Source organism: Thiohalorhabdus sp. Cl-TMA (assembly GCF_041821045.1).
GTDB classification, from domain to species: domain Bacteria; phylum Pseudomonadota; class Gammaproteobacteria; order Thiohalorhabdales; family Thiohalorhabdaceae; genus Thiohalorhabdus; species Thiohalorhabdus methylotropha.
This window is the reverse complement of sequence record NZ_JBGUAW010000013.1, coordinates 23,286-44,188: the sequence shown is the minus strand read 5'-3', so window position 1 is coordinate 44,188 and position 20,903 is coordinate 23,286. Positions and strand designations below refer to the sequence as shown.

Annotated in this window: 16 protein-coding genes and 1 pseudogene; 13 read left to right on the top strand and 4 right to left on the bottom strand. The window is 66.7% G+C overall.

From position 1 onward, the window contains the following. Positions 1 to 152 precede the first annotated feature (152 nt). Both ACERLL_RS16365 and ACERLL_RS16360 read left to right on the top strand, forming a co-directional pair. Entirely contained in the window at positions 153 to 929 is a 777-nt protein-coding gene (locus ACERLL_RS16365) for an EAL domain-containing protein (protein WP_373657177.1), read from the top strand. 14 nt (positions 930 to 943) lie between these two features. Further along, positions 944 to 1,666: pseudogene (locus ACERLL_RS16360) on the top strand (GGDEF domain-containing protein); the annotation flags it as partial. Positions 1,667 to 1,981: 315 nt separating this feature from the next. Here ACERLL_RS16360 and ACERLL_RS16355 read toward each other — a convergent pair. Continuing rightward, positions 1,982 to 2,233, bottom strand: a complete 252-nt coding sequence (locus ACERLL_RS16355) for a type II toxin-antitoxin system Phd/YefM family antitoxin (protein WP_373657204.1) — start codon at positions 2,231 to 2,233, stop codon at positions 1,982 to 1,984. Positions 2,234 to 2,467: 234 nt separating this feature from the next. Between ACERLL_RS16355 and ACERLL_RS16350 the strand changes: the two genes are divergently transcribed. Genes ACERLL_RS16350 through ACERLL_RS16335 form a run of 4 tightly spaced genes read left to right on the top strand, consistent with a single transcriptional unit; the run spans position 2,468 to position 6,984 of the window. Next, positions 2,468 to 3,283, top strand: a complete 816-nt coding sequence (locus ACERLL_RS16350; protein WP_373657176.1) for a hypothetical protein — start codon at positions 2,468 to 2,470, stop codon at positions 3,281 to 3,283. 1 nt (position 3,284) lies between these two features. Continuing rightward, entirely contained in the window at positions 3,285 to 4,331 is a 1,047-nt protein-coding gene (locus tag ACERLL_RS16345; protein WP_373657175.1) for an extracellular solute-binding protein, read from the top strand. Next, the gene (locus ACERLL_RS16340; RefSeq protein WP_373657174.1) at positions 4,328 to 5,830 is read left to right on the top strand and encodes an ABC transporter permease; all 1,503 of its coding nucleotides are present in this window, start codon (positions 4,328 to 4,330) and stop codon (positions 5,828 to 5,830) included. Before ACERLL_RS16345 ends, ACERLL_RS16340 begins: the two co-directional genes overlap by 4 nt. Positions 5,831 to 5,844: 14 nt before the next feature. Next, on the top strand, positions 5,845 to 6,984 hold the full coding sequence (locus ACERLL_RS16335) for an ABC transporter ATP-binding protein (RefSeq protein WP_373657173.1): 1,140 nt from the start codon (positions 5,845 to 5,847) through the stop codon (positions 6,982 to 6,984). A gap of 237 nt (positions 6,985 to 7,221) precedes the next feature. Here the strand turns inward: ACERLL_RS16335 and ACERLL_RS16330 are convergent, their stop codons facing one another. After that, entirely contained in the window at positions 7,222 to 8,166 is a 945-nt protein-coding gene (locus ACERLL_RS16330) for an RpnC/YadD family protein (RefSeq protein WP_373657172.1), read from the bottom strand. 96 nt (positions 8,167 to 8,262) lie between these two features. After that, entirely contained in the window at positions 8,263 to 8,808 is a 546-nt protein-coding gene (locus ACERLL_RS16325) for a cysteine hydrolase family protein (protein ID WP_373657171.1), read from the bottom strand. Positions 8,809 to 8,913: 105 nt separating this feature from the next. On the opposite strand from ACERLL_RS16325, the gene ACERLL_RS16320 reads away from it, so the two are divergent. Then, the gene (locus tag ACERLL_RS16320; protein WP_373657170.1) at positions 8,914 to 9,885 is read left to right on the top strand and encodes a GlxA family transcriptional regulator; all 972 of its coding nucleotides are present in this window, start codon (positions 8,914 to 8,916) and stop codon (positions 9,883 to 9,885) included. Between the two features lie 51 nt (positions 9,886 to 9,936). Here the strand turns inward: ACERLL_RS16320 and ACERLL_RS16315 are convergent, their stop codons facing one another. Next, positions 9,937 to 13,704: an ATP-binding protein gene (locus ACERLL_RS16315; RefSeq protein ID WP_373657169.1), complete on the bottom strand. Its 3,768-nt coding sequence runs from the start codon at positions 13,702 to 13,704 to the stop codon at positions 9,937 to 9,939. A 567-nt stretch (positions 13,705 to 14,271) separates the two neighbouring features. On the opposite strand from ACERLL_RS16315, the gene ACERLL_RS16310 reads away from it, so the two are divergent. The 6 genes from ACERLL_RS16310 (at position 14,272) to ACERLL_RS16285 (ending at position 20,892) form a co-directional block, all read left to right on the top strand. Continuing rightward, the gene (locus ACERLL_RS16310; protein ID WP_373657168.1) at positions 14,272 to 14,892 is read left to right on the top strand and encodes a GGDEF domain-containing protein; all 621 of its coding nucleotides are present in this window, start codon (positions 14,272 to 14,274) and stop codon (positions 14,890 to 14,892) included. A gap of 59 nt (positions 14,893 to 14,951) precedes the next feature. Continuing rightward, the gene (locus tag ACERLL_RS16305) at positions 14,952 to 16,202 is read left to right on the top strand and encodes an EAL and HDOD domain-containing protein (protein ID WP_373657167.1); all 1,251 of its coding nucleotides are present in this window, start codon (positions 14,952 to 14,954) and stop codon (positions 16,200 to 16,202) included. A 464-nt stretch (positions 16,203 to 16,666) separates the two neighbouring features. Then, the gene (locus tag ACERLL_RS16300) at positions 16,667 to 17,524 is read left to right on the top strand and encodes an ATP-dependent zinc protease family protein (RefSeq protein ID WP_373657166.1); all 858 of its coding nucleotides are present in this window, start codon (positions 16,667 to 16,669) and stop codon (positions 17,522 to 17,524) included. Further along, positions 17,524 to 19,035: an inactive transglutaminase family protein gene (locus tag ACERLL_RS16295; RefSeq protein WP_373657165.1), complete on the top strand. Its 1,512-nt coding sequence runs from the start codon at positions 17,524 to 17,526 to the stop codon at positions 19,033 to 19,035. Before ACERLL_RS16300 ends, ACERLL_RS16295 begins: the two co-directional genes overlap by 1 nt. Before the next feature lie 22 nt (positions 19,036 to 19,057). Continuing rightward, positions 19,058 to 20,029, top strand: a complete 972-nt coding sequence (locus ACERLL_RS16290; RefSeq protein ID WP_373657203.1) for an alpha-L-glutamate ligase-like protein — start codon at positions 19,058 to 19,060, stop codon at positions 20,027 to 20,029. A 203-nt stretch (positions 20,030 to 20,232) separates the two neighbouring features. Then, positions 20,233 to 20,892 carry a thiopurine S-methyltransferase gene (locus ACERLL_RS16285; protein ID WP_373657164.1) on the top strand — a complete coding sequence of 220 codons (660 nt, stop codon included), beginning with the start codon at positions 20,233 to 20,235 and terminating at the stop codon, positions 20,890 to 20,892. Positions 20,893 to 20,903 lie beyond the last annotated feature (11 nt).

The following is a 20,903-nucleotide window of genomic DNA, read 5'->3' as shown; positions in this document are numbered from 1 at the left end:
GACTGGAAGGCTCTATCCAGAAGTTTTTGCCATCTGAGACACCTTCGGCCACCTCCAGCTAGACACGTGGGATATGGTCAGGAGAGGGGGGGGCGGCTTGCTTAATTTTATGATAATGATTATCATTTCAAAAAATTAAGCGCGAGACCCCCATGGAAGAGCATGCCGAGACCGATCCGCCGGAGCTGGATCCGGCCACCCTGCTCCAGGTGGTGGAGCACCGCTCCTTCGGCGTCGTGTACCAGCCGCTGGTAGCGGTCGGCAGCGGCGAAGTCCACGGATTCGAGGCCCTGGCCCGGTTCCGCAGCCGCGAGGGTGCCGACCTCCCGCCCAACGGGGTCTTCCGGGCCCTCCATGACAATCCCCTGCTCCTGCTCCAGGTGGAGACAGCGGTAAAGGCCCTGCAGGTGGCCCATGCGCCGCCGGGCGCCAAGCTCTTCGTGAACCTGGATCCCGACGCCTTGCTCGCCGCGGGCCAGCCCGATGCGAGCCATCCCGTGCTGGCGCAGCTGGTGGGCCGCGCCGGGCTGGTGGTGGAGATCATCGAGAACGCCAAGCTCAGCGACGCCCGGGCCAGCCTGGCCATGGCGGAGATCCTCCGCACCCACGGGGCGGAGCTGGCCCTGGACGACATCGGCGCCGACCACGCCATGCTCGCCTTCCCGGTGCTGGTGGGGGTGGACTACCTCAAGCTCGACCGTACCTGGCTGCGCAGGCGCCAGCCGGAATTCGACACCCTCCTGCGCAAGCTCCTGGAGTTCGCCCGGGAGACGGGTAAGCGCACGGTGCTGGAAGGGGTGGAAACCGTCGCGGATCTGGAGCGGGCCCGCCACCTGGGCATCGACTATGCGCAGGGCTTCCTGTTCCGGGATCGCTTCCGGGAGGTGGTGCCCCATACCGGCCGGCGCTCGGCGCGGTACGCGACGTAAGGAGGGAGCTGGAGATGACGAGTCACGCCATGGCTGAAACGGTGAGCGGACTTGTTCGGGAGCGTCCCGGGCTGGCCGTCGATACCTCCATGGAAGAGGCCATCGAGCTATTCCTCGGGGACACGGGACTGGGGAGCGTGGCGGTGGTCGATAACGCACGGCCCGTGGGTCTGCTCCAGCGCCAGTCGCTCATGGACCGGGTGGCCCGGATCTGCGAGGCCCGGCATTCCGCGCCCGTCCGCGGCGCCATGGATCCCGAGCCCCGCATCGTTTCCCGGGAGATTCCGGTGGAGACGCTGGGCCGGCTGGTTGCCGATGGGACCGGGCCGGCGGACCGGTCGGATGCCGTCATCGTCACCCGGGAGGAGGGAAGCTATCTGGGCATTGTCACCCTGGTGGACCTCCTGGGCCGGCTCACGGACCGCCAGCTCCACCGCGCCCGCCACGCCAGCCCGCTAACCGGGCTGCCGGGCAACGTTCCCATCGCGGAGGAGATAGAGCGCTTGCTCGCCGCGGGCCGGGAGTTTGCCGTGGCCTACGCGGATCTGGACGGCTTCAAGTCCTTCAACGACGCCTACGGCTTCGGGTGCGGCGATGCGCTCATACGTTGGCTGAGCCGGCTTCTGACCGCGGAGACGAATCCGTACCGGGACTTCGTGGGGCACATCGGCGGAGACGACTTCCTCCTGGTCCTGACCGGCGGGGCCCGGCGGGCGGTCTGCGAGCGGATCCGGCGGCGGTTCCAACGGGAGGTCTGCCGCTGGTCCCGTCGGGAGCCGGACGCAGTACACGGGGCTTCCGAGCGTTCCGGGCCTTGGGGAAGGCAGGGGGGTGCTTCGGGAGTGGGGCTCTCCATCGGCGCCATCCCGGTTCCACCCGGGCGTTTCCGCAGCCAGGAGGAAGTGGCGGCCTGCGTCTCTAAGGTGAAGGCCCGCGCCAAGCGGGCGGGCTGCTGTTCGTGGGGCGCTGCTAGCGCCCGGGGCCTACGCCTACCCCCGGGCTCAATGCTCAGATCATCCGGACCGGAACGGAATACCTCGCTACCTTGGGGTTCAGGAGTCGGCGCCTGCTCGGAACAGGGAGCGCATCTTTTCTTCTCCCATGCGGTCGAAATCCTCCGGTACGGCTATCTGTCCGGCCATGAAGCCGAGCCGTCCGGTCTGGACGGGCTGCGGCGCCTCCACGCTGGTTACCCGGGCGACGGGCCTCCCCGCCTTGGCGATGATAAAGGAATCGCCCTTTTGTACCTCTTCCAAGAGGCGGAACAGGTGGGTTTGGGCCGCTTGGCTATCGATGATTTTCATGCGTACCTCCGGGACTTTGGTCCTCTGAGTAGGCCTACTCCAAGGAGTTGACCAGGTCAATAGTCCCGCGCTTCCAGAACAGGGTCGGGCTGGTTAGCTCGGATCCTCGGCGTTTTCCATACCCCGAAATGCGAAGGGGTCTGATGCAAGACCTTCCTCCGGTTAAGGTTTACAATATAGTGAAAATGAGTTTTGTTTCCGAAAATGTACCGCTGCATTCCACGAGGTTCAGGCATGACGAAAAAGACCGGTGGTTTTCCGTTACTGGTGGGCGCCCTGCTGACAGGCGCCCTGCTGGTGCCCTCCCTGGCCTTCGGCCACGGAGAAAAGGGCGAGCACGTCGAGGAGTTCCGGGAGCATATTGACGATTACGAAGCGGGGGTCCGCAAGCTGACCGGGCAGCTGGAAGCGCTTGCCGCGACCTACGCCGAGGGGCAGGACGTCTCCGATAAGGTCGAGGGCTTTGTGGATGCCTGGAAATCCGTGAAGTATCATGCGGCGGTCGAAGAGGTGGCGACCCCCCTGTATCCGCCCATCTGGCAGGCCATTAGCGGTCTCCGCCAGGCCGTCAAGAAAGACGAGGGCCCCGAGGCGGTGCGCAAGCAGGCGGCGCGGGTGACGGCTGCCCTCAACCAGGGACTGGGCGGCATCAAGCTGCGGGCCAACCTTAAGGACGGGACGGACATGCACTCGGACCACGGCCGCGAGGAGTCCGAGGCCCATGGTCCGGCAGCCTCCTTTGACCGCATCCGGGAGCACCTGGACCACGCGGTGTCGGACTATGCCGAGGGCAACAAGCGGGAGGCCAAGGCCCTGATCCGCGACGCCTACTTCAATGAGTTCGAAGGGCTCGAGGGCGGATTGATCGAGCAGGATCCGGAGCTCGTCGTCCAGCTCGAGGAGGCCTTCAATGCCGAGCTGCCGGGCTTGATCAACGAAGGCGCGCCCGTGGACCGGGTGCGGAGCAAGGTGGAGTCGATGAAGCAGGCCCTCATGAAGTCCGAGGAAATCCTGAAGCAGGCCGATCAGGGCGACAGCGAGGTTTTCTAGCATGGACCGTCGAGCCTTCCTGCAAGGCGCATCGGCCCTCGGCGTGCTCGGCACCTCGGGCATCCTCACGGGCTGTTCCGGCGAGGGCGGGGCGGATGCGCCGCCGGCTCTTTCCGTGGAGAAGCTGCCCGAGCTGGCCGGTGACCTGACCGTCTATCTGGGCCGCGGCGAGGGGGGGCTCTATTCCGACGTCGTCGAGGCCATCCGCAAGCGAAATCCCGACCTCAACCTCGAGGTGCGGCGGGGGCCGTCCTCGGCCCTGGCCAATACCCTGGTGGAGGAGGGCAAGCGCGGCGGGGCCCGGGCGGACCTGTTCTGGTCCATCGACGCCAGCTCGCTAGGGCGGGTGATCGACCAGGGCCTGGCCCGGGAGATCCCGTCCGACCTCCGCAACCGGGTGATGAAGCCGTTCCGGTTCGAGTCCCTGGCCCCGGTGACGGGGCGGGTCCGGACCGTGGCCTACAACACCGAGCGCCTGACTCCTGCGGACATTCCCGAGGACATCATGGCCCTCCCCGAGCGGAACTTCCGGGTGGGGTGGGCACCGGCCTACGGTGCGTTCCAGTCCTTCGTGACCGCCATGCGGATCCTGGAGGGCGACCAGGCCACGCTGGAATGGCTGCGGGCCATGAAGCCCAAGGCCCGGGAGTACGCCGGGGAGCTGGGCGCGGTCATGGCGGCAGCGCAAGGGGAGGTGGACCTGAGCCTCGCCAACCATTACTACACCCTGCGACTCAAGGCCGGTAAGCCGGACATGAACCTCGCCCTGGCCTATACCCGCGGGGACGCGGGCAGCCTGATCAACACCTCCGGGGTCGCCTTGCTGAGCCCCGGACAGACAGCGGTGAATTTCGTGCGCTACTTGCAGTCCCGCGAGGTGCAGTCCTACCTGGCCCGGGAGGGCTATGAGATCCCGTTGGTGCCAGGCGTGCCCACGCCGGAAGGCGTACCTGCCCTGGAGCGCATCAATCCGCCGCAGCTGGATCTCACCCGGCTGGGGAATCTGCAGCCCACGTTGGAGCTCATGCGCCGGGCGGGGGTGCTGTGAGGCGAGCACCGATCATCATCGGGCTGAGTGCCCTGGTAGCGGCGGCCGCCCTGACCCCGGTGGCGGTGCTGCTGGGCATGGGCGTGGGCGCCGACGTGGCCCTGGGCGGCCGCCTGGTGGAGGTGGCCGTTAACTCCTTCCTGCTCACCGGCCTCACCGTGATCGGCGCCGTCCTGCTCGGCGTGCCCCTGGCCTTCCTCACGGCGTATACCGACCTCCCAGGGCGCGGTGTCTGGACCGGGCTGCTGGCCGCTCCGCTGGCCATTCCCAGCTACCTGGGCGCCTTCGCCTTTTTCGCGGCCTTCGGCCGCGGCGGGGAGCTGAGTGAGCTGACGGGCCTGCCCTGGCCCAACATGGACGGCCTGGCCGGGGCCACCCTGGTCATGACCCTCTATACCTTTCCGTTCGTGCTGCTGGCCACCCGGGCGGCCCTCCGCAATCTGGACGCCAGCACGCTGGAGGCGGCGCGGACGCTGGGAATGCCGCTGCGTGAGGCCCTGCTGCGGGTGGTGCTGCCCAGGGTGAAGAACAGCGTGGCGGCGGGGGCGCTGCTGGTGGCGCTGTATACCCTGTCGGATTTCGGCACGCCGGCCATCATGCGGGTGGACACCTTCACCCGGGTGATCTACGTGGAGTACAACGCCTTCGGGCTCGATCGGGCGGCCCTGCTGTCCATCGCCCTGCTGGCGCTGGTGGCGGTGGTGCTGTTCCTGGAATCACGGGTGGGCGCGGTGCGCGAGGCGCCCGGCCGGCCGCCGCTGCTCCGCCTCGGGCGGGGCGGCAAGGCGGCCTCCTTGACCGGTGTGGTGGTGGTGCTGGCGGCGGCCATCGGCATGCCGGTGGGCGTATTCGGCCTGTGGCTGGCCCGGGAGGGCATGGGCGATTTCGAGCCCGGCATCCTGTTCAACTCGGCATCGGCCTCCCTGCTGGCGGCCCTGGCGGCGGTGGCGGCGGCCCTGCCGGTGGCCTATGCCGCCACCACCGGGCGGCTGGGCCGGATGCTGGAGCGGGCGGCCTATCTGGGATTTGGCGTTCCCGGGATCGTCCTGGGCACGGCCCTGGTGGTGGTGGGGCTGTATGTGGACTTCCTCTACCAGTCCCTGGCCTTGCTGGTTTTCGCCTACGTGGTGCGGTTTCTGCCCCTGGCGGTGGGCAATATCCGGGCCCCCCTGGAGCGCTCGGAGAACCGCTTGGTGGGGGCCGCCCGGCTCCTGGGCGCTTCTCCGGGGGAGGCCTTCCGACGCGTCACCCTGCCGCTGATCCTGCCGGGCCTGCTGGCCGCCGGCGCCCTGGTCTTCCTGGAGGCCATGCGCGAGCTGCCCGCCACGCTACTGCTGCGGCCCACCGGCTTCGAAACCCTCGCCACCCACCTGTGGCAGGTCTACGAGGCCGGCTACTTCGGCCGCGGCGCGGTGCCCGCCCTGCTGCTGGTGCTCGTCTCCGGAGCCGCCGTGGTGGTGATGCTCCGGGGTGAAAAGCGGCAGCCCGGCCTTCTCTGAACAAGGAAACTCGCATGCTGGAGATCCACAACCTCAACGTGTCCTACGGCGACGCGGTGGCGGTCCGGAACCTGAGCCTCACCGCCGCCCCGGGAGAGATCGTCACCCTCCTGGGCCCCACGGGCTGCGGCAAGACCACCACCCTGCGCGTGGTGGCCGGCCTAGAGGACCCGAGCGGGGGGACGGTGCGCATCAACGGTCGGGAGGTGAGCGGTGGGGTCTTCACGCCCCCGGAGCAGCGCAATACCGGCCTGGTGTTCCAGGATTTCGCCCTGTTCCCCCACCTGACCGTGGCCCAGAACGTGGGGTTCCGGCTCAAGCGCTCCGACCCGGTGGAGCATTGGCTGGAATGGCTCGGTCTGGCCGCGCACCGGGACGCCTACCCGGAGAACCTCTCCGGCGGCCAGAAGCAGCGGGTGGCCCTGGCGCGCTGTCTGGCGCACCAGCCGGAGCTCGTCCTCCTCGACGAGCCGCTTTCCAACCTCGACGCCTCCCTCAAGGACAGCCTGCGCTGGGAGATCCGGAGCGCCCTCAAGGAGGCCGGGGTCCCGGCCGTCTGGGTGACCCACGACCAGGCCGAGGCTTTGTCCATCGGCGACCGGGTGGGGATCATGCGGGACGGCGAGCTGGAGCAGCTCGACCTGCCCGAGGAGTGCTTCCGGGCGCCCGCCACGCGCTTCGTGGCCGAGTTCCTGGGCGAGGCCTCGTTCCTGCCCGGCCAGGCCGGTAAGGGCCTCGTAGCCACTGCGCTCGGTCAGGTGCCCGGAAACGGCGGGGAAGGGGCCGTCGAGGCGCTGGCGCGGCCCGACGATCTGGGCCTGGAGGCGGCGGAGGACGGTAACGGCGTGGTGGCCTGGGCCCGCTACGAGGGCGGCACCCGGCTGTTCGGCGTGGACCTGCGGAGCGGCCCCCGGGTGAAGATCCGCACCAACCACGAAGCCCGCTTCGAGCCCGGGGACCCCGTCCGGGTCGCCATCACCGCCGGTCACCCGCTGGCGCTCTTCCCCGCTGCGGAAGACCATGGGACGGCAAGACCGGAGCCGCCGCGGGCGGCGAGCTCGTCCAAGGGCCAAGAGACAGCGGGTGTGGCCCATGCCGAAGCACCGAATCATGGCGGGGAGCTGGCAGCGGCGAGCCGGGCGCGGGCCCAGTAGCGTGGACCGGTTTTGGTCGGGGGGCTGGTTCTAAGCGCCAAGTGCGTGGCGGAAAGCCGTTGGATTGGACAGTCAGCTACGGAGCGCAAGCAGCGCTCCCTGAATGAAAATCCGCTGGAATTTGGGGCGGTCTTCTCAGTGGCAACCACCTAACCCAGCCCCCCTTGAAGGGCTTGGTACCTGAGGGAGCACGTCGCCCACTCGGTGCCCTTCCGGTTGGCAGATGTTGTCGCCCGACTATTCCCGGAAGACCTCCTCGACGGACTCCGCGGTCAGGAGGTTGTCCGACCAGGCGAGCAGCGTGTCGGGATCCGCGTGCTCGATGCGGGTCCGGTGGGCGGCGGCCGCCTCCGGGCCGAACTTGCGCTCGATGAGGCGCAGTAGCACGGCGCGCTCCCCCTTCTTCATGCCCTGCTCGATACCTTGTTCAATCCCCTGTTCGAGGCCTTGCTCGAGGCCCTGTTCGAGGCCCTGTTCGAGGCCTTCCTTGCGATGCCGCTCGGCGAACGTGGTCATGGCTTCCACCTCCTCGGGATAGTGCTGCCGGTATTCTGCCAGTTCTTCGGGGGTAAGTGCCGCATACAGGTCCACGAAATCCAGATACTTGGCCTGGCGGTCGGGGTCGGGCTCCAGCTGCAGCAGGCCTTGGAAGGCCGCGTGGTAGACGGTGAGCTTGGCGGTGGCGGGATAGGCCATATTCGGCAGGTTCAGCCGGGCCACCAGGTTGTCGCTGGCACGGAACCGCTCGAAGGGGAGCTCGGCCAGGGGACAGGCCAGGTAGCGAAAATCCAGGTAGGTATGCCGGTCCCCGCCGAGGCGGAGGGGCCCGGCCCGCGCCCCCTTATGCAAAAATACCACCACGGGCACGACCCGGTCCGTCTCGAACAGCTCGGCGAGATCCAGGCAGTAGCGGGCCAGACGGTGCGGCGAGAACCGCCGCGGATCGGTCTCCTCCTCGATGACGAACAGCAACAGGGCCCGCTGGCCGTCCGGCCATTCCCCCAGCAGCGGGATGTCGAGCGCCCGGAAGCGGTCGCTCAGGCGGTCCTTGATCTGCTCCTGGCGAATGGGCAGGACGCGGGCCGCGGCATCCAGGCCCGCGGCCTCCTCCGGAGCGAAAAAGGCCAGGGCCTGCTCCGGGTAGTCGAGGATCAGGTTCTTGAAGTTTTGATCGTGGTCCATGGGGGAGGGTCCCAACGGCCCGCTTTGAAAACGAAAAGAGAACGTTCCCATTGTCCCGGCTCTGGACACGGACCGCAAGGGATGTCCAGTCGGTTGTCAGGCGAGGAATTCCTCCACGCTCTGGATGGAGGCATAGGCGAATGCCAGCGCGGCCATGGCCGTGGCGTGAACGTGGGAGGCCGGGGCGGTCTCGCCATTGAATGTCAGATCCATGGTGGCGCAGGCGTCGTGAATTACTGTCCCCCGGTATCCCAAGTCGCTGGCGGCGCGGGTCGTCGCCTCCACGCACATATGGCTCATGGCGCCTACCACGACCACTTCCGCGATGGCTTCTTGATCCAACCGTTCTTTCAGGTCCGTGCTCAAAAACGCGTTTGGATGGTTCTTGAGAATGACCGGCTCCCCGTCATTGGGCCGTACCGATTCGTGGATCTCCACACCTGCTGTTCCCGGCGTGAAGATCGGCGCGTCGGGGTCCGGCATCTCGTGGTGGATGTGGATCAGCCGTTCGCCCCGGTCGCGGGCGGCTTCGATCACGCGGGCGGCGTTGGCGGCCGCCGCCTCGATACCCAGCAGGGGGAGCTTGCCCCCGGGGAAGTATTCGTTCTGAATGTCGACGACGAGAGTGGCGCGCTTGCCCATGGAAGCTTCCTTTCTGCTGTTGGCTTGGATGATGTCGGCATTTTCGGCAGGTAGGGCCTCTATTCGAAGTGGCAGGATCGACAGATGACAGGGTGATATCGACAAATGACGGACCATGCCCTGGAAATTGGGCTGGTGCTCTACCCCGGCGCGCAGGAAGCGGCGGTACTGGGCATTACCGATTTGTTCAAAGTGGCTGACGATATAGCCATAGCCCAGCAGGCGGACACGCCCCGGCTCCGGATAACCCGCTGGCAGCCGGGCAGGGGCACCGCCCCGGCGCGGGTGGTCGACGTCGCATCGGGCGTGAACAGCGCTCCGGCAGTGCTTATCCTACCGCCGAGTCTTACCACACCCGCGCCGGAAACCATTGACAGGCATCTGGTGGATTGGCTGGAAGCGCAGCACGGGGCCGGCGTGATCCTGAGCTCCGTGTGTGCGGGTGCCTTCCCGCTGGCGGAGACCGGCGTGCTCAAGGGGAGGGCGGCCACTACCCACTGGAGGTATACGGAGACCTTCCGAAAGCGCTATCCCGAGGTGAACCTGGACACGGATCGCCTGATCATTGATGAGGGCGACCTGTTCACCGCGGGTGGGGCCATGTCCTGGACGGACCTGGGCCTCAGATTGGTCGACCGCTATCTTGGCCCGCGCATCATGGTCGAGACCGCACGTATGCTACTCATCGATCCCGCGGGACGGGAGCAGCGCTACTACAGCACCTTTTCTCCCGTGCTGACCCATGGTGATGCGGCGATTCTCAAGGTCCAGCACTGGTTACACGCCACGGCCGCCAAGGAAACCTCGTTGGCCGTGCTGTCGGAAAAAGCCGGGCTGGAGGAGCGAACCTTGCTGCGTCGCTTCCAGGCGGCCACCGGCATGACCACCACCGAGTACGGCCAGCACCTCCGGGTCAGCAAGGCCCGGGAGCTGCTGGAGCTCGGCCGCTATCCCGTTGACCGAATTGCCTGGGAAGTGGGGTATGCGGATGCGGGGGCATTTCGAAAGGTGTTCACACGGATCGTCGGACTTACGCCGGGGGAGTATCGGAAGCGGTTCAATGCCGCCATTGAATAGCCGACCCTACCTACGGGCGACCGTCGGGATGCAGGCCATTCGGGCGCCGGCTCAGGCATTGAGGGATGGATCACAATGGCGGCGTGCCCGCCGGATATCCGGGCCGTCTTCTCCCGCCGGGATTGTACCGAGGGCCGCTTCCAAAGCCTGTTGGGCTTCGTGATCCGCAAGGTCAGCCAGGTCCCCGGCGGCACGAAGCTGGAATAGGCCCATTCCGCGGCTTTCCGCGCACTTGTAGGCACGCCACAGCAGGGCCCGCCCCAGGCGGTCCCGCCCGTTTCCCGCCCGAAGCCGCCCGCCGATACGCAGCACTTCCGGCAGATAGAAGAAATCCCCGATGGAAGTCATGGTGGTTTCCAGCTTGCCCACGGTTTCCAGGGTCCGTTGCCGGCTGTCGCAATGGAGCTGCGCGCTGACCAGAAGCGCGAGGAACGGCGTGGCCGTGCCCGGCATGGCCTTGCGCATCAGATCGAGGCTGGCCTCGACGCGGGTAATGCCGCGCTGTTGGTGCTGCGTGGCCTCGAACCAGCCTTGCAGGGCCTCCCCGGCGGCCTCCCAGAGCTGGAAGTGGTAGCGGTGGGCGATAGCCCGAAGCTCGGCGATGTTCGGCTCCGCCTCCTCCGGGGTCCCGTGAAAGAAGGCCAATAGACCGGCGAAGGTGAGCGCGAAGGCGAGGGTGGGGGGATGGTCCAGGCTGCGGGCCCGGTCGAGCGTGGCGGCCATGGTGGTCTCGGCCCGGGTGGTCCGGCCCTGCCACGATTCCGCCCAGGCCCGGAAGGCGAACGCGGAAACGCAGGGGTTCTCGCCGAAGGACCGGACCAGCAGGGCATGCTCGGTGCTGCCGAAGCACTGGACGGCCGTTTCCAGATGGGGGAGGGCCTGGAGCGGACGGCCCGTCATGCAGGCGGTGTTGCCCAGGGCCAGGTTGGCGGCGGCCTGGAGGGCCGGGTCCGCCATGCGGTTCGCGAGTGTGAGCTGCTGCTCGGCGATTCCCCGGGCCTCCCGGTATCCGGAATGGGAGCTGGCACCGAGCCAGAGCCCCCACAGGATCTGGAACCGGGTACGGTCATGGTCCGCCCCGTCGGGGAGCCGGGCCAGGGCGGCCCGGAATTCGTGCCGGGCCTCGATGGAGCCGTAGCCGGAGAGGGTCAGCGCCGTCAGCCCGAGTCCAAGATGGGTCTGAATGGTGGCGTCGTTCTTCAGCGGCGCCTCGGGCAGGTGCTCGAGGAGCGCGCTCGCCGCCCGGAAATGGGTGCGGGCTTCCTGATTGGAAGTGCTTTCCAGCGCGGCGAACCCCGCCCGCAGGCGATTCGTCAGCGCGGTTTCCGGAAGTCCGCCGGCTTCGGCGTGATGCGCGACGGCCTGGGGCCATCTGGCGGCTTCCTCCGTACGCTGTGTCTGAAAGATCTCCACTATGCGCCGGTGGATCTCCCGACGGTCGGCCTTTGGGAGGGTGCGGTAGGCGGCTTCCTGGTAGAGCACGTGGCGGAAACGGTAGCCCGGCTGCCCGCTTACCGAAACCGGGTCCAACAGCTCCGCTTCCAGGAGCTGGTCGAGCTGCCCCGAAAGGGTCTCCGGATCCAGGGTGGTCAGTGCGGCAAGCCATGCCTCCGAAACCTCGCGGTCGAGCACGGAGGCCAGCTGGGCGATCCGCTTGGCCGGGCCCACCCGCTCCAGCCGTGCTTCCAGAAGCTCCTGAAAGGTGCTGGGGGTGCTGATTCCCGGTTTCCCCTCCTCCTGCGCGGCCCTGCTGAGCTCTTTGAGGAAAAGGGGCACGCCTTCCGCTTTCCGCAATATGCGGTCCGCTTCATCGGGGAGGGGGGCTGCCCCATCTTCGGCCAGGAGCTGGCGACTGCTCCGGTCATCCAGCGGGCCCAGGGAAAGCCGCTGAAAGGCGTCCGGGAGGTCGGCAGCCGCACCGGGTCTGGCTGATACCAGAATGAGCACGGGAAGGTCCTGAAGGTAGGAGACCACTTGATGGACCAGGCTCCGGGTGCCCGAATCCGCCCATTGGTAATCCTCCAGGATCATCGTTACCGGGTGATTCGCTGTCCTCTGAGCAATCAGCTCCAGACAGATTTCAAGCAGGCTTTGACGCTCCTGCCACGGCTCCAGACGGGGCGGGACGCTTTCCTCCATCCCGAGCAGCCGGGCGAGGAGGGCGAAGGCCCCGGAGGTTAATCCGGGCAGGGTATCCAGATAAGCCGCGAGGCGCCTACGGGCCTCGGTCCCCGTGGCGATGTCGTGAAGACCGGCAAGTTGCCGGAGGAGACCGGCCACCGGGCCGAATGGGTCGGAGCGGATGGTTTCCCGGCATTGCATTTCGCGGACCAGGAAGTTCTCCCGGTTCCGCAGCTCGAATGCCGTTTCCTGGAGCAGCCGGCTTTTCCCGATCCCCGGCTCGCCCTCCACCAGCACTGCCCGCGTTCCTCGCTGCCTGACTTCCCGGGCGATGGTCCGCAGGTGCTCCAGCTCGCGGTGACGGCCGACAAAAGGCTCCGTAGGTCCCAGATTGACGTGCGGCGGTGCCTCGGGGATTAGCCAGAAACCATCCTCCGGCAGCGGCTCGAACCGGAAACAGCTCCGGTGAAGCCGGAGGATCTCCGGGCTCGCAACGATGCAGCCGCTTTCCGCCCGGTCCCGAAGGGCCAGGGCCCGTTCCGTGATCGTGCCCGCCGGGTCCGGTGTGTCCGGGTCTTGCCCGGTGAGCAGGGACCCGGTGTGCACGCCAATGTGGACCCGGGGTGCCAGCTCGGTGTCCTGGAGGATATCGAGGGCCGCCGAGACAGCCTCGAGGGAGCCCTGCTCACGGGCCGCGGGGTAGCCGAAGTAGGCCAGTAGCGTGCGGCCATAGGGCCGTAGGACATGGCCCTTCCGGTATCGGAGCAAATGGCTTGCTCCGCCCAGGATCCGGTCAAAGGCCCGGGCGGAATCCTCCGCGCTGGAATCGGGCGGCCAGGCGCAGGACAGTGCAACGACCGTGACCTGCCGCCATTCGGGAGCCAGCCCGTGGGAATCCTGTGCCGGGCTGTCCGGACCTGACCTGCTGGGGATCTGGCCGCCGAGTATCCGGGCGCGCAGATCCCGAGTGGCCTTTACGGGCTCCGTGCTCAGCTCGGCATCGAGAATCCGCCGGCATTCCTCGTACTGGCGGAGGGCGGCGTTGACGTCGCCGCATTGGGCCAGGAGCCCCATCAGCCGGCGGTGGCCCAATTCCTCTTCGGGGGCCAGCTCCACCCGCCTGCGGGCGGAATCAACCGCCGCCTGCAAAGCACCATGCCCTTCCTGAACGTCGATAAGCCGATCAAGCAGCCGGAGCGCTAGATTATGGAAGTGGCGCCGAGTGGCGGAAAGCCATTCCTGGAATTCTTCCAGATCCGGAGGGGCGTCCAGGTCGGCGAGAAAAGCCCCCCGGTACCGAGTGACCGCCCGAGCCAGCTCGGCCTCATCGGTCGACAGAGCGCCCGATCCCCCTTGGCCCTGCAGGGCCAGAATCTGCTGCAGGTCGGTCTGCACATGGAGGTCGGGGCTCCAGGCCACCCGCGAGCGGTCCGTTTGGAAGGGATCGGGCAGTTGCGGCGGAGTGGCCAGGAGCTTGCGGAGGTTGTGGAGGACCTGACGCAGATTGTTCCGAGCCTTGGCGGCGGAGTGATCCGGCCAGAAGAGGTCTCCCAGGTGCGAACGGGAGCAGGGCTCTCGGGGGTGGGCCGCCAGATAGGCAAGCAGGGCCCGCTCCTTGGCTCGGGACGGAAGCGCGAGCCGTTCACTGTCCAGATGAAGCTCCAGGGCGCCGAGCAGCCTGACGGACAGGGTGGTCAACCAAGCCCCCTTATACCTTGGTGCCTTCCGGCGGGCGCTGCACGGGGGGCCTTTTCCCACAGTACGGGGAAGATAACGCTCGAATAACGAACCTCTGGTAGAAGATGGGGGCTTCCTGGATGCCTGGCCGGAATGTGCCGGAAGTCCGGAGGCAACGGTACCGGAAAGCGGGCATGGTAACGGAGATGCCCGGAAAAATAGGGGGTATGTCCCATTGTTGGAGCCACTGACTGATTCGCGCCGGTCAGGCTGGGGAAACGCAGGGTGATCCCGGAACTGCCCGGTGGGGCGCCAGGAGATCGGGAGCCCGGCGTGGTGCTCGCAGCTCTGGCGAATCTGCCCGAGGCCGCGGCCGTATTTGATGAGAATGACCGGCTATGCTGGTGCAATCGGGAATTCCAGGCTTTGCTCCCGAGTTCGACCGCCGAGAATAAGACCTTGCTGGGGAGAACGCCAGAGGATGTCCGGGAAATGGTCGGGGTTTGTCCACCGTCCGGGACGGAACCCGACGGGCTTACCGAGCTTGACGCCGGTTCGTTCTCCCGCCTCGGAGGGGGGCAGTGGCTGATGGAGCGGGAGCGCCTATTGGCCGGTGGGGGCCGGGTGGTCCTCTGGATCGAGGTCTCCATGATGGTGGAAGCAGCGGCGGCCTGGCGGGACAAGCTTGAGACCTATGAGCGACAGGCTTGCCGGGATCGGCTCACGGGACTCCCCAACCGGGGGCTTACGGAAGATCGGCTTGCCAATGCCACCGCCCGTATACGGCGTAACGGCGACTCGTTGATGGTCTGCTTTCTGGATCTCGACCGGTTCAAGGCGCTGAACGATCACTGGGGACACTGCCTGGGAGACCGGCTGCTGGCAATCCTTGCGGAGCGATTATCGGGCGCCTGCCGCGAGGAGGACACTATTGGCCGGTGGGGCGGCGATGAGTTCGTGGGGGTTTTCCAGGTGGATAATGCCCCGCGGGAGGCCGCTTCCCGGATCGCTACGGGCTTCCTGGAGGCCGTATCCAGGGAGGTGACGTTGGGCGAAGACATGGTTCGCGTAACTGCCAGCATCGGGATCAGCGTGTACAGGGGTGGGCCCCGGTCGGTAGATGATTTGCTTCGGGAGGCGGACCGGGCCCTTTTCCGCGCCAAGGAGCGGGGGGGTGATACCTATGAGCTCGTTTCTCTGGAAGAGTAGGCTGCCGATGCCGGTGAGGGGCCGAAGAATCGCTTTCCGGTTTCGAGAGAGTATCCGTCATGGCGCATCCTGAAGGGGACGGTGCACCGCTTCATGAAACCGAAGCCCCGCCGTTGTTGGTGGCCCGTCAGCCGGTGTTCGATCGATCCGATGCGGTGGTCGGATACGAGCTGCTCTACCGGGGCGGCGAGCCCGATGCTGAGGGGAATGGGGGATGGGCCGAGCGGGCCACTTCCTCGGTGCTTCTGGAGCTGCTCACCAACGGCCGGCTGGAGGCGCTCGTAGAGGGATACCGCGCCTTCATCAACCTGCCCCGATCCTTTCTCCTCGCCTTCCAGGGCGCGGCATTGGATCCCGGCCGTTTCGTTCTGGAGGTCCTCGAGGATGTGGATCCCGATTCCGCGGTTATGGATGCCTTGAGGGCGCTCAAGGAGAGCGGCTACACCCTGGCTCTGGACGATTTCGTGCTCAACGGGCCGCACCAGGCTCTGTTGGGGTACGCCGACATGGTCAAAGTCGATATCCAGAGCTATGACCGGGCGGAGCTTACGGAATGCGTCCGGGAATTGCAGCGGCACCCCGTCGGGCTTCTGGCGGAAAAGGTGGAAACGCCCGAGGAGCACATGCTCTGCCGTGAGCTGGGATTCGAATGGTTCCAGGGGTATTTCTACGCTCGGCCCCAGGGGGTTAGTGGATCCGCTCTGTCGTCTAGGCGCCTCAGCGCGCTCCGGTTGCTCGGTAAGCTGCAGGATCCGCAAAACGACCTCGAGGATCTCGCCACCCTCATCTCCCAGGACGTGGACCTGACCTACCGATTGCTGCGTCTCATCAACTCGGCATTCTTTCCCATCCGCTCGCGTATCGATTCCGTCCATCGGGCGTTGGTGTATCTGGGTCGCGAGCCGGTACGTACCTGGGCTGCCTGGCTGACCATGGGCAGCGTTCCCGGCAAACCCTCGGAGCTCGCCATGACCGGTCTCATCCGTGCCCGAATGGCCGAAAACGTGGCCGGACAGCTGCGGGCCTCGAAAACCGATATTCATTTCACCACGGGTCTGGTCTCGATCCTGGATGCCCTCTTCGACCGCCCCATGGCCGAAGTGGTGGCCGAGCTGCCGCTTTCGGCCGAGGTGGAGGCCGCCTTGCTGCGGCACGAGGGACCGGTCGGCCGGGTTCTGGCGGACGTCATGACCTACGAGCGGGGCGAATGGCGAGATACTGCCCGTACCGGGCTTACCCAGGACCGCCTCGCGGAATCCTATCTCGAGGCGGTTGCCTGGACGCAGTCGGTCCGGGATGCCCTGAACTGAGAGGGTATGGGCCTCCTAGTGCCCAGAGATGGTTTGGCTGGACCGTACGCTGAAGGGGAATACTTGCCACGGAGTAAGCCCGAAGGAAGGGCTGTATGTAAGTGGTTGTTTACCTTTTGGGGGCGGGGTACGGTTCGTCGACAAAGCCCCGCTAGGCAGGACGAAAAGCCCCCACACCCGCCTCACCTTTTCCGGGCCGCCGATCCGATTTAAGGCTATCCCTTCTCCTGGCTGGCCACCGTCCCACGGATGCAAGCTGCCCGGCTTTGCCGGCGGGCATATTCTCCCCGGAAACGGGCTGTGGACCGGGCCGCAGCCGTGCGATGGCCTCGGGGTGTCGGAAATACGCGAACCATGAACCCAGGTCGGCCAAGGGGGAACATTGAGGGATGTTTCGTCATTCGACCGCAATTTCCTCGATGCGCCCGGGCTTCACCTTGAACAGCACGCGCCGTAGAGGCTTGGTGGCCGCCATCACGGGATTGGTGGCGGTTGCCGGGTGTGCCACCAACGGCGAAACGCCCGATCCCCCCGTGGGCCAGGCCCAATTCGAGCGACGAATATCGGCCCTCGAACAGCGCATCCTCCGGGCCCAAGAGCGTGAAAGGGCGCAGATCGCGGAGAACCGCAAAATGTTGTCCGAGCGGGCCGCGGGACTGGCCGAGGACCTCCGGAGCCGGCTCGCCAAGCTGGACGGCTCCGTGTCCCGGCAGACGGTTCTGATGCGGCGGGTACTGACGCACCTGGAATCGATCGGGAAAGCCGCAAAAAGGGAGACCGGTCCGGGAACCTCCCGGCAGGTCGAGTCCAAAAGCGAAAAGCTGCCCCAGCAATCCATCACCTTCGGGCGCGAGGAATGGGCGGGTTTTCCGACGCTCGGGCTCGCGCTCCAGGCGCGCATCGATTCCGGGGCGGAAACCTCCTCGTTATCCGCCAAGGAGATCCAGGAGTTCGAGCGGGAAGGCGAGGACTGGGTCCGGTTCCGGCTCGCCTTGAGCGAGAAAGAGCACGAATTCCCGGAACGGGCCCGGGGACGGTTGATCGAGGCCCCGGTAATCCGGCGTGTGCGGATCATCCAGGCCTCCGGAACCGACTCGCGCCCCGTCATCCGCCTGCCCGTGCAAGTGGGGCCGGTGACCCAGCGGACCCAGTTCACCCTTGAGAACCGGACGAACCTTTCCTATCCCCTGCTTCTGGGCAGGCGCTTCATGATGGACATCGCGGTTATCGACGTGAGCCGAAAGTACCTCCAAGGGCGTCCCGAATATTCCGAGTCTTCCCAACCTCGGGAAGGGGGCAGCGGCGCCAGGGCCGAGCCGTAATGCCCCGAAAAGGCTTCTATTTCCTGGTTGGTCTTTTACTGCTCATCGGCCTGGCCATGACCCTGCATCGGCATCTGGCCATGGGCGTTCCGCTCGCCCCCGGGCAGGAGCGCCAGGTCTGGGAGGTGGAGGCCGTGGTAAGCTTCACCGCCGAAGGCGGCCCCGCGAAGGTCTCGCTCGCCCTGCCCACCACGCCGGCCGGTTTCAGCCTGCTCACGGAGAGCACCGCCTCTTCCGGGTACGGCCTCAGCTACCTCGATAAGGAAAAGGGACGCTGGGCACAGTGGGCCAAGCGCCGGGCGGAAGGGAAACAGCAGCTCTATTATGCCGCCCAATTCCTGGTGACGCCGAAGAATAGCGCCCCCCTCCTGGCGCCGCCGCAGCCTCCCGGGACCACCGTGTGGGAGCGGCCGCTGGGCACGGCCGCCGAGCAGATCCTGGAACAGGCACGCCGGCGCTCCGCGGATGCCTTCAGCCTGGCCCGCGAGATCACGAAACGCCTTTCCGCACCCGCGGATGACGGCAATGTCCGATTGCTGCTGAACCGCTTCGAGCCGGCGCCGCTGTTGGTGCGGCTGTTACACCAGGCGGGGATTAGCGCCCGGGAGGTGCACGGGCTGCGCCTGCGGGACGGACGCCGGAGGCAGACCCTCGAGAAGTGGGTCTACGTGCTGGATGGGCAGCGCAGACTGCTTCTCAACCCCGAGAGCGGGCGTTCGGGACGGCCGGACAACCTCCTGCTCTGGTCCACCGGGCACATACCGCTCCTGGAGGTGGAAGGGGGTACGGGGTCGCGGGTGCTTTTCTCCATGCTGCGCCACGACATCCCGGCCTCCACGGCCATGCGCAATGCGCTGAACGGGGGGAGCCTCCTGGATTTCTCCATCCATTCGCTGCCGCTGGAGGAGCAGGCGCTTTTCAAGAATATCCTGCTGATTCCCGTGGGCGCGCTGGTGGTCGTGCTGCTGCGCATCCTGGTTGGCATCAAGACCTCGGGCACCTTCATGCCGGTTCTGTTCGCCCTGGCCTTCATGCAGACCACCCTGCTAACCGGCCTGATCGCCTTCCTGCTCATCGTCGGCACCGGCCTGTTGATCCGCAATTACCTGTCCCACCTGAACCTGCTCCTGGTGGCCCGGGTGTCGGCGGTCATAATCACGGTGATCCTGATCATTTCCGCGTATTCCGTGCTGGCCTATCGGCTGGGCTTCCAGGAAGGCCTGGTGATCACCTTCTTCCCGACTATCATCCTCGCCTGGACCATCGAGCGGATGTCGATCCTCTGGGAGGAGGAGGGGCCGTGGGAGGTGGTTATCCAGGGCGGCGGCAGCCTGCTTACCGCGGTGCTCGCCTACCTCGCCATGACCGCGCCCCTGGTGCGCCATCTGAGCTTCAACTTCCTGGGGGTCCAGCTGATCCTCCTGGCGTTGATCCTGATGCTGGGAAGCTATACCGGATACCGGCTTTCGGAGCTTCGGCGCTTCGAGCCTCTGGCCCGGGAGCAGGACTGAGGTGCTATCCCGTATTCGCCGGATGCGCAGGCGCGGGATCATGGGCATGAACCGCCGCAACATCCAGTATGTGGGCCGGTATAACGATCGCCGCCTGTTTCCGCTGGTGGACGACAAGCTCCGGACCAAGCTGCTGGCCCAGGAGCAGGGGGTCACCACCCCCGAGCTGATCACGACCATTCGCTCGCAGTTCGAGGTCAAGCAGGCGCCCGAACGGATAGGAAAAGAAGAGGGGGTCGTGATCAAGCCCGCCAAAGGGAGCGGCGGGAAGGGGCTGCTGGTCCTCGAACGGCAGGAAGCCGGGCGCCACGTGAAGCCCAACGGCGCCCCGGTTAGCGGGAATGACCTCCAGCGCCATCTCTCCAATATCCTGTCCGGTCTGTATAGCCTGGGCGGTGCGCCGGACGTGGCGGTCATAGAGCGCATGATCGCCTTCTATCACGGATTCGCGGATTTCACCCACGAAGGGGTCCCGGATATCCGGGTGGTGGTTTTCCGCGGCTATCCGGTCATGGCCATGATGCGTCTGCCCACGGCCGCCTCGGACGGCAAGGCCAATCTGCACCAGGGCGCCGTGGGCGTGGGGCTGGATATGGCGAGCGGGCGGGCGATCCGCGGCATCCAGTTCGGCCGGCCGCGGGGCGATCATCCGGATACCGGCCGAACGCTGGCGGACCTGAAGGTGCCCTACTGGGAAACCCTGCTGCGCCTGGCGGCGGGCTGCTACGACTTCACGGGCCTGGGGTTTCTGGGCGTGGACCTTGTGCTGGATCGCCACCACGGTCCCATGCTGCTCGAGCTCAACGCCCGTCCGGGGCTGGCCATACAGGTGGCCAACGGTCAGGGGCTGTTGGCGCCCCTGAAGCGGGTGGAAAAATTACGTGCCGGTGTGCCGGCAAGGGAGCGCGCCGCCCACAGCCGCGAGCATCTGGGGTCGGGAGCGGCTTCCCGCCCCGGCCCGGAGCTGGAAAGGCGCCCGGCCCTGTCCGAGTAGCCGGGACGGCGCCCCTTTCCGGCCGGCCCCAGGGTGCCCGCCATGGAGCGCATGGGCGGCCGAAAAGCGCCCCTAGCCCTCCCGGTTGTCCGGCGCGGCTGGCGGGCCGGATTCCGCTTGCCGGGCTTGCGTGCGCTGAGCAGTATGAAGAGGATGAATCCGGTGCGCTCGGCGCACCTGATGTCGCGAACCGAGGGGTGTGCATGGACCGCGAATTCTGGCTGGACCGCTGGCGCAACAACAAGCTGGGCTGGCATCTGGAGACGGTGAATCCGCACCTGCTGGATTTCTGGCCGGGGATGCCGGTGCCCTCGCGGGGCCGGGTTTTCGTGCCGCTGTGTGGAAAGAGCCTGGACATGGCTTGGCTGGCCCGGGAGTGCGGCCATGCCGTGGTGGGCGTGGAGCTGAGCGAGGTGGCCTGCCGGGAATTCTTCAGCGAGAACGGCATGGAGCCGCAGGTGGAGGATGCCGGGGCCTTCAGCCAATTCGCCGCCGAAGGCATCACCCTCCTGTGCGGCGATCTGTTCGATCTGGATGCGCATACCCTGGGGCCGGTGGATGGGGTGTTCGACCGCGGCTCCCTCATCGCCCTGCCGCCGGAGATGCGGATCCGCTACGCCGGGCATATGGAGTCGCTGCTCCCCGCCAGGCCGCCCGTACTGTGCGTGACCCTGGACTATCCCCAGCAGGAGATGGCCGGACCGCCGTTCTCCGTGGGGCCCGAGGAGGTGGAAAGCCTCTTCGGCAACGGCTATCGGGTGGAGTGCTTGCGCGATTGGGATGTGCTGGACGAGAGCCCGCGGTTCCGGGAGCAGGGGCTCACCGCCCTCCACGAGCGCGTTTTCCGGCTCAGCGCGCTGTAGGCAGGCCCTTC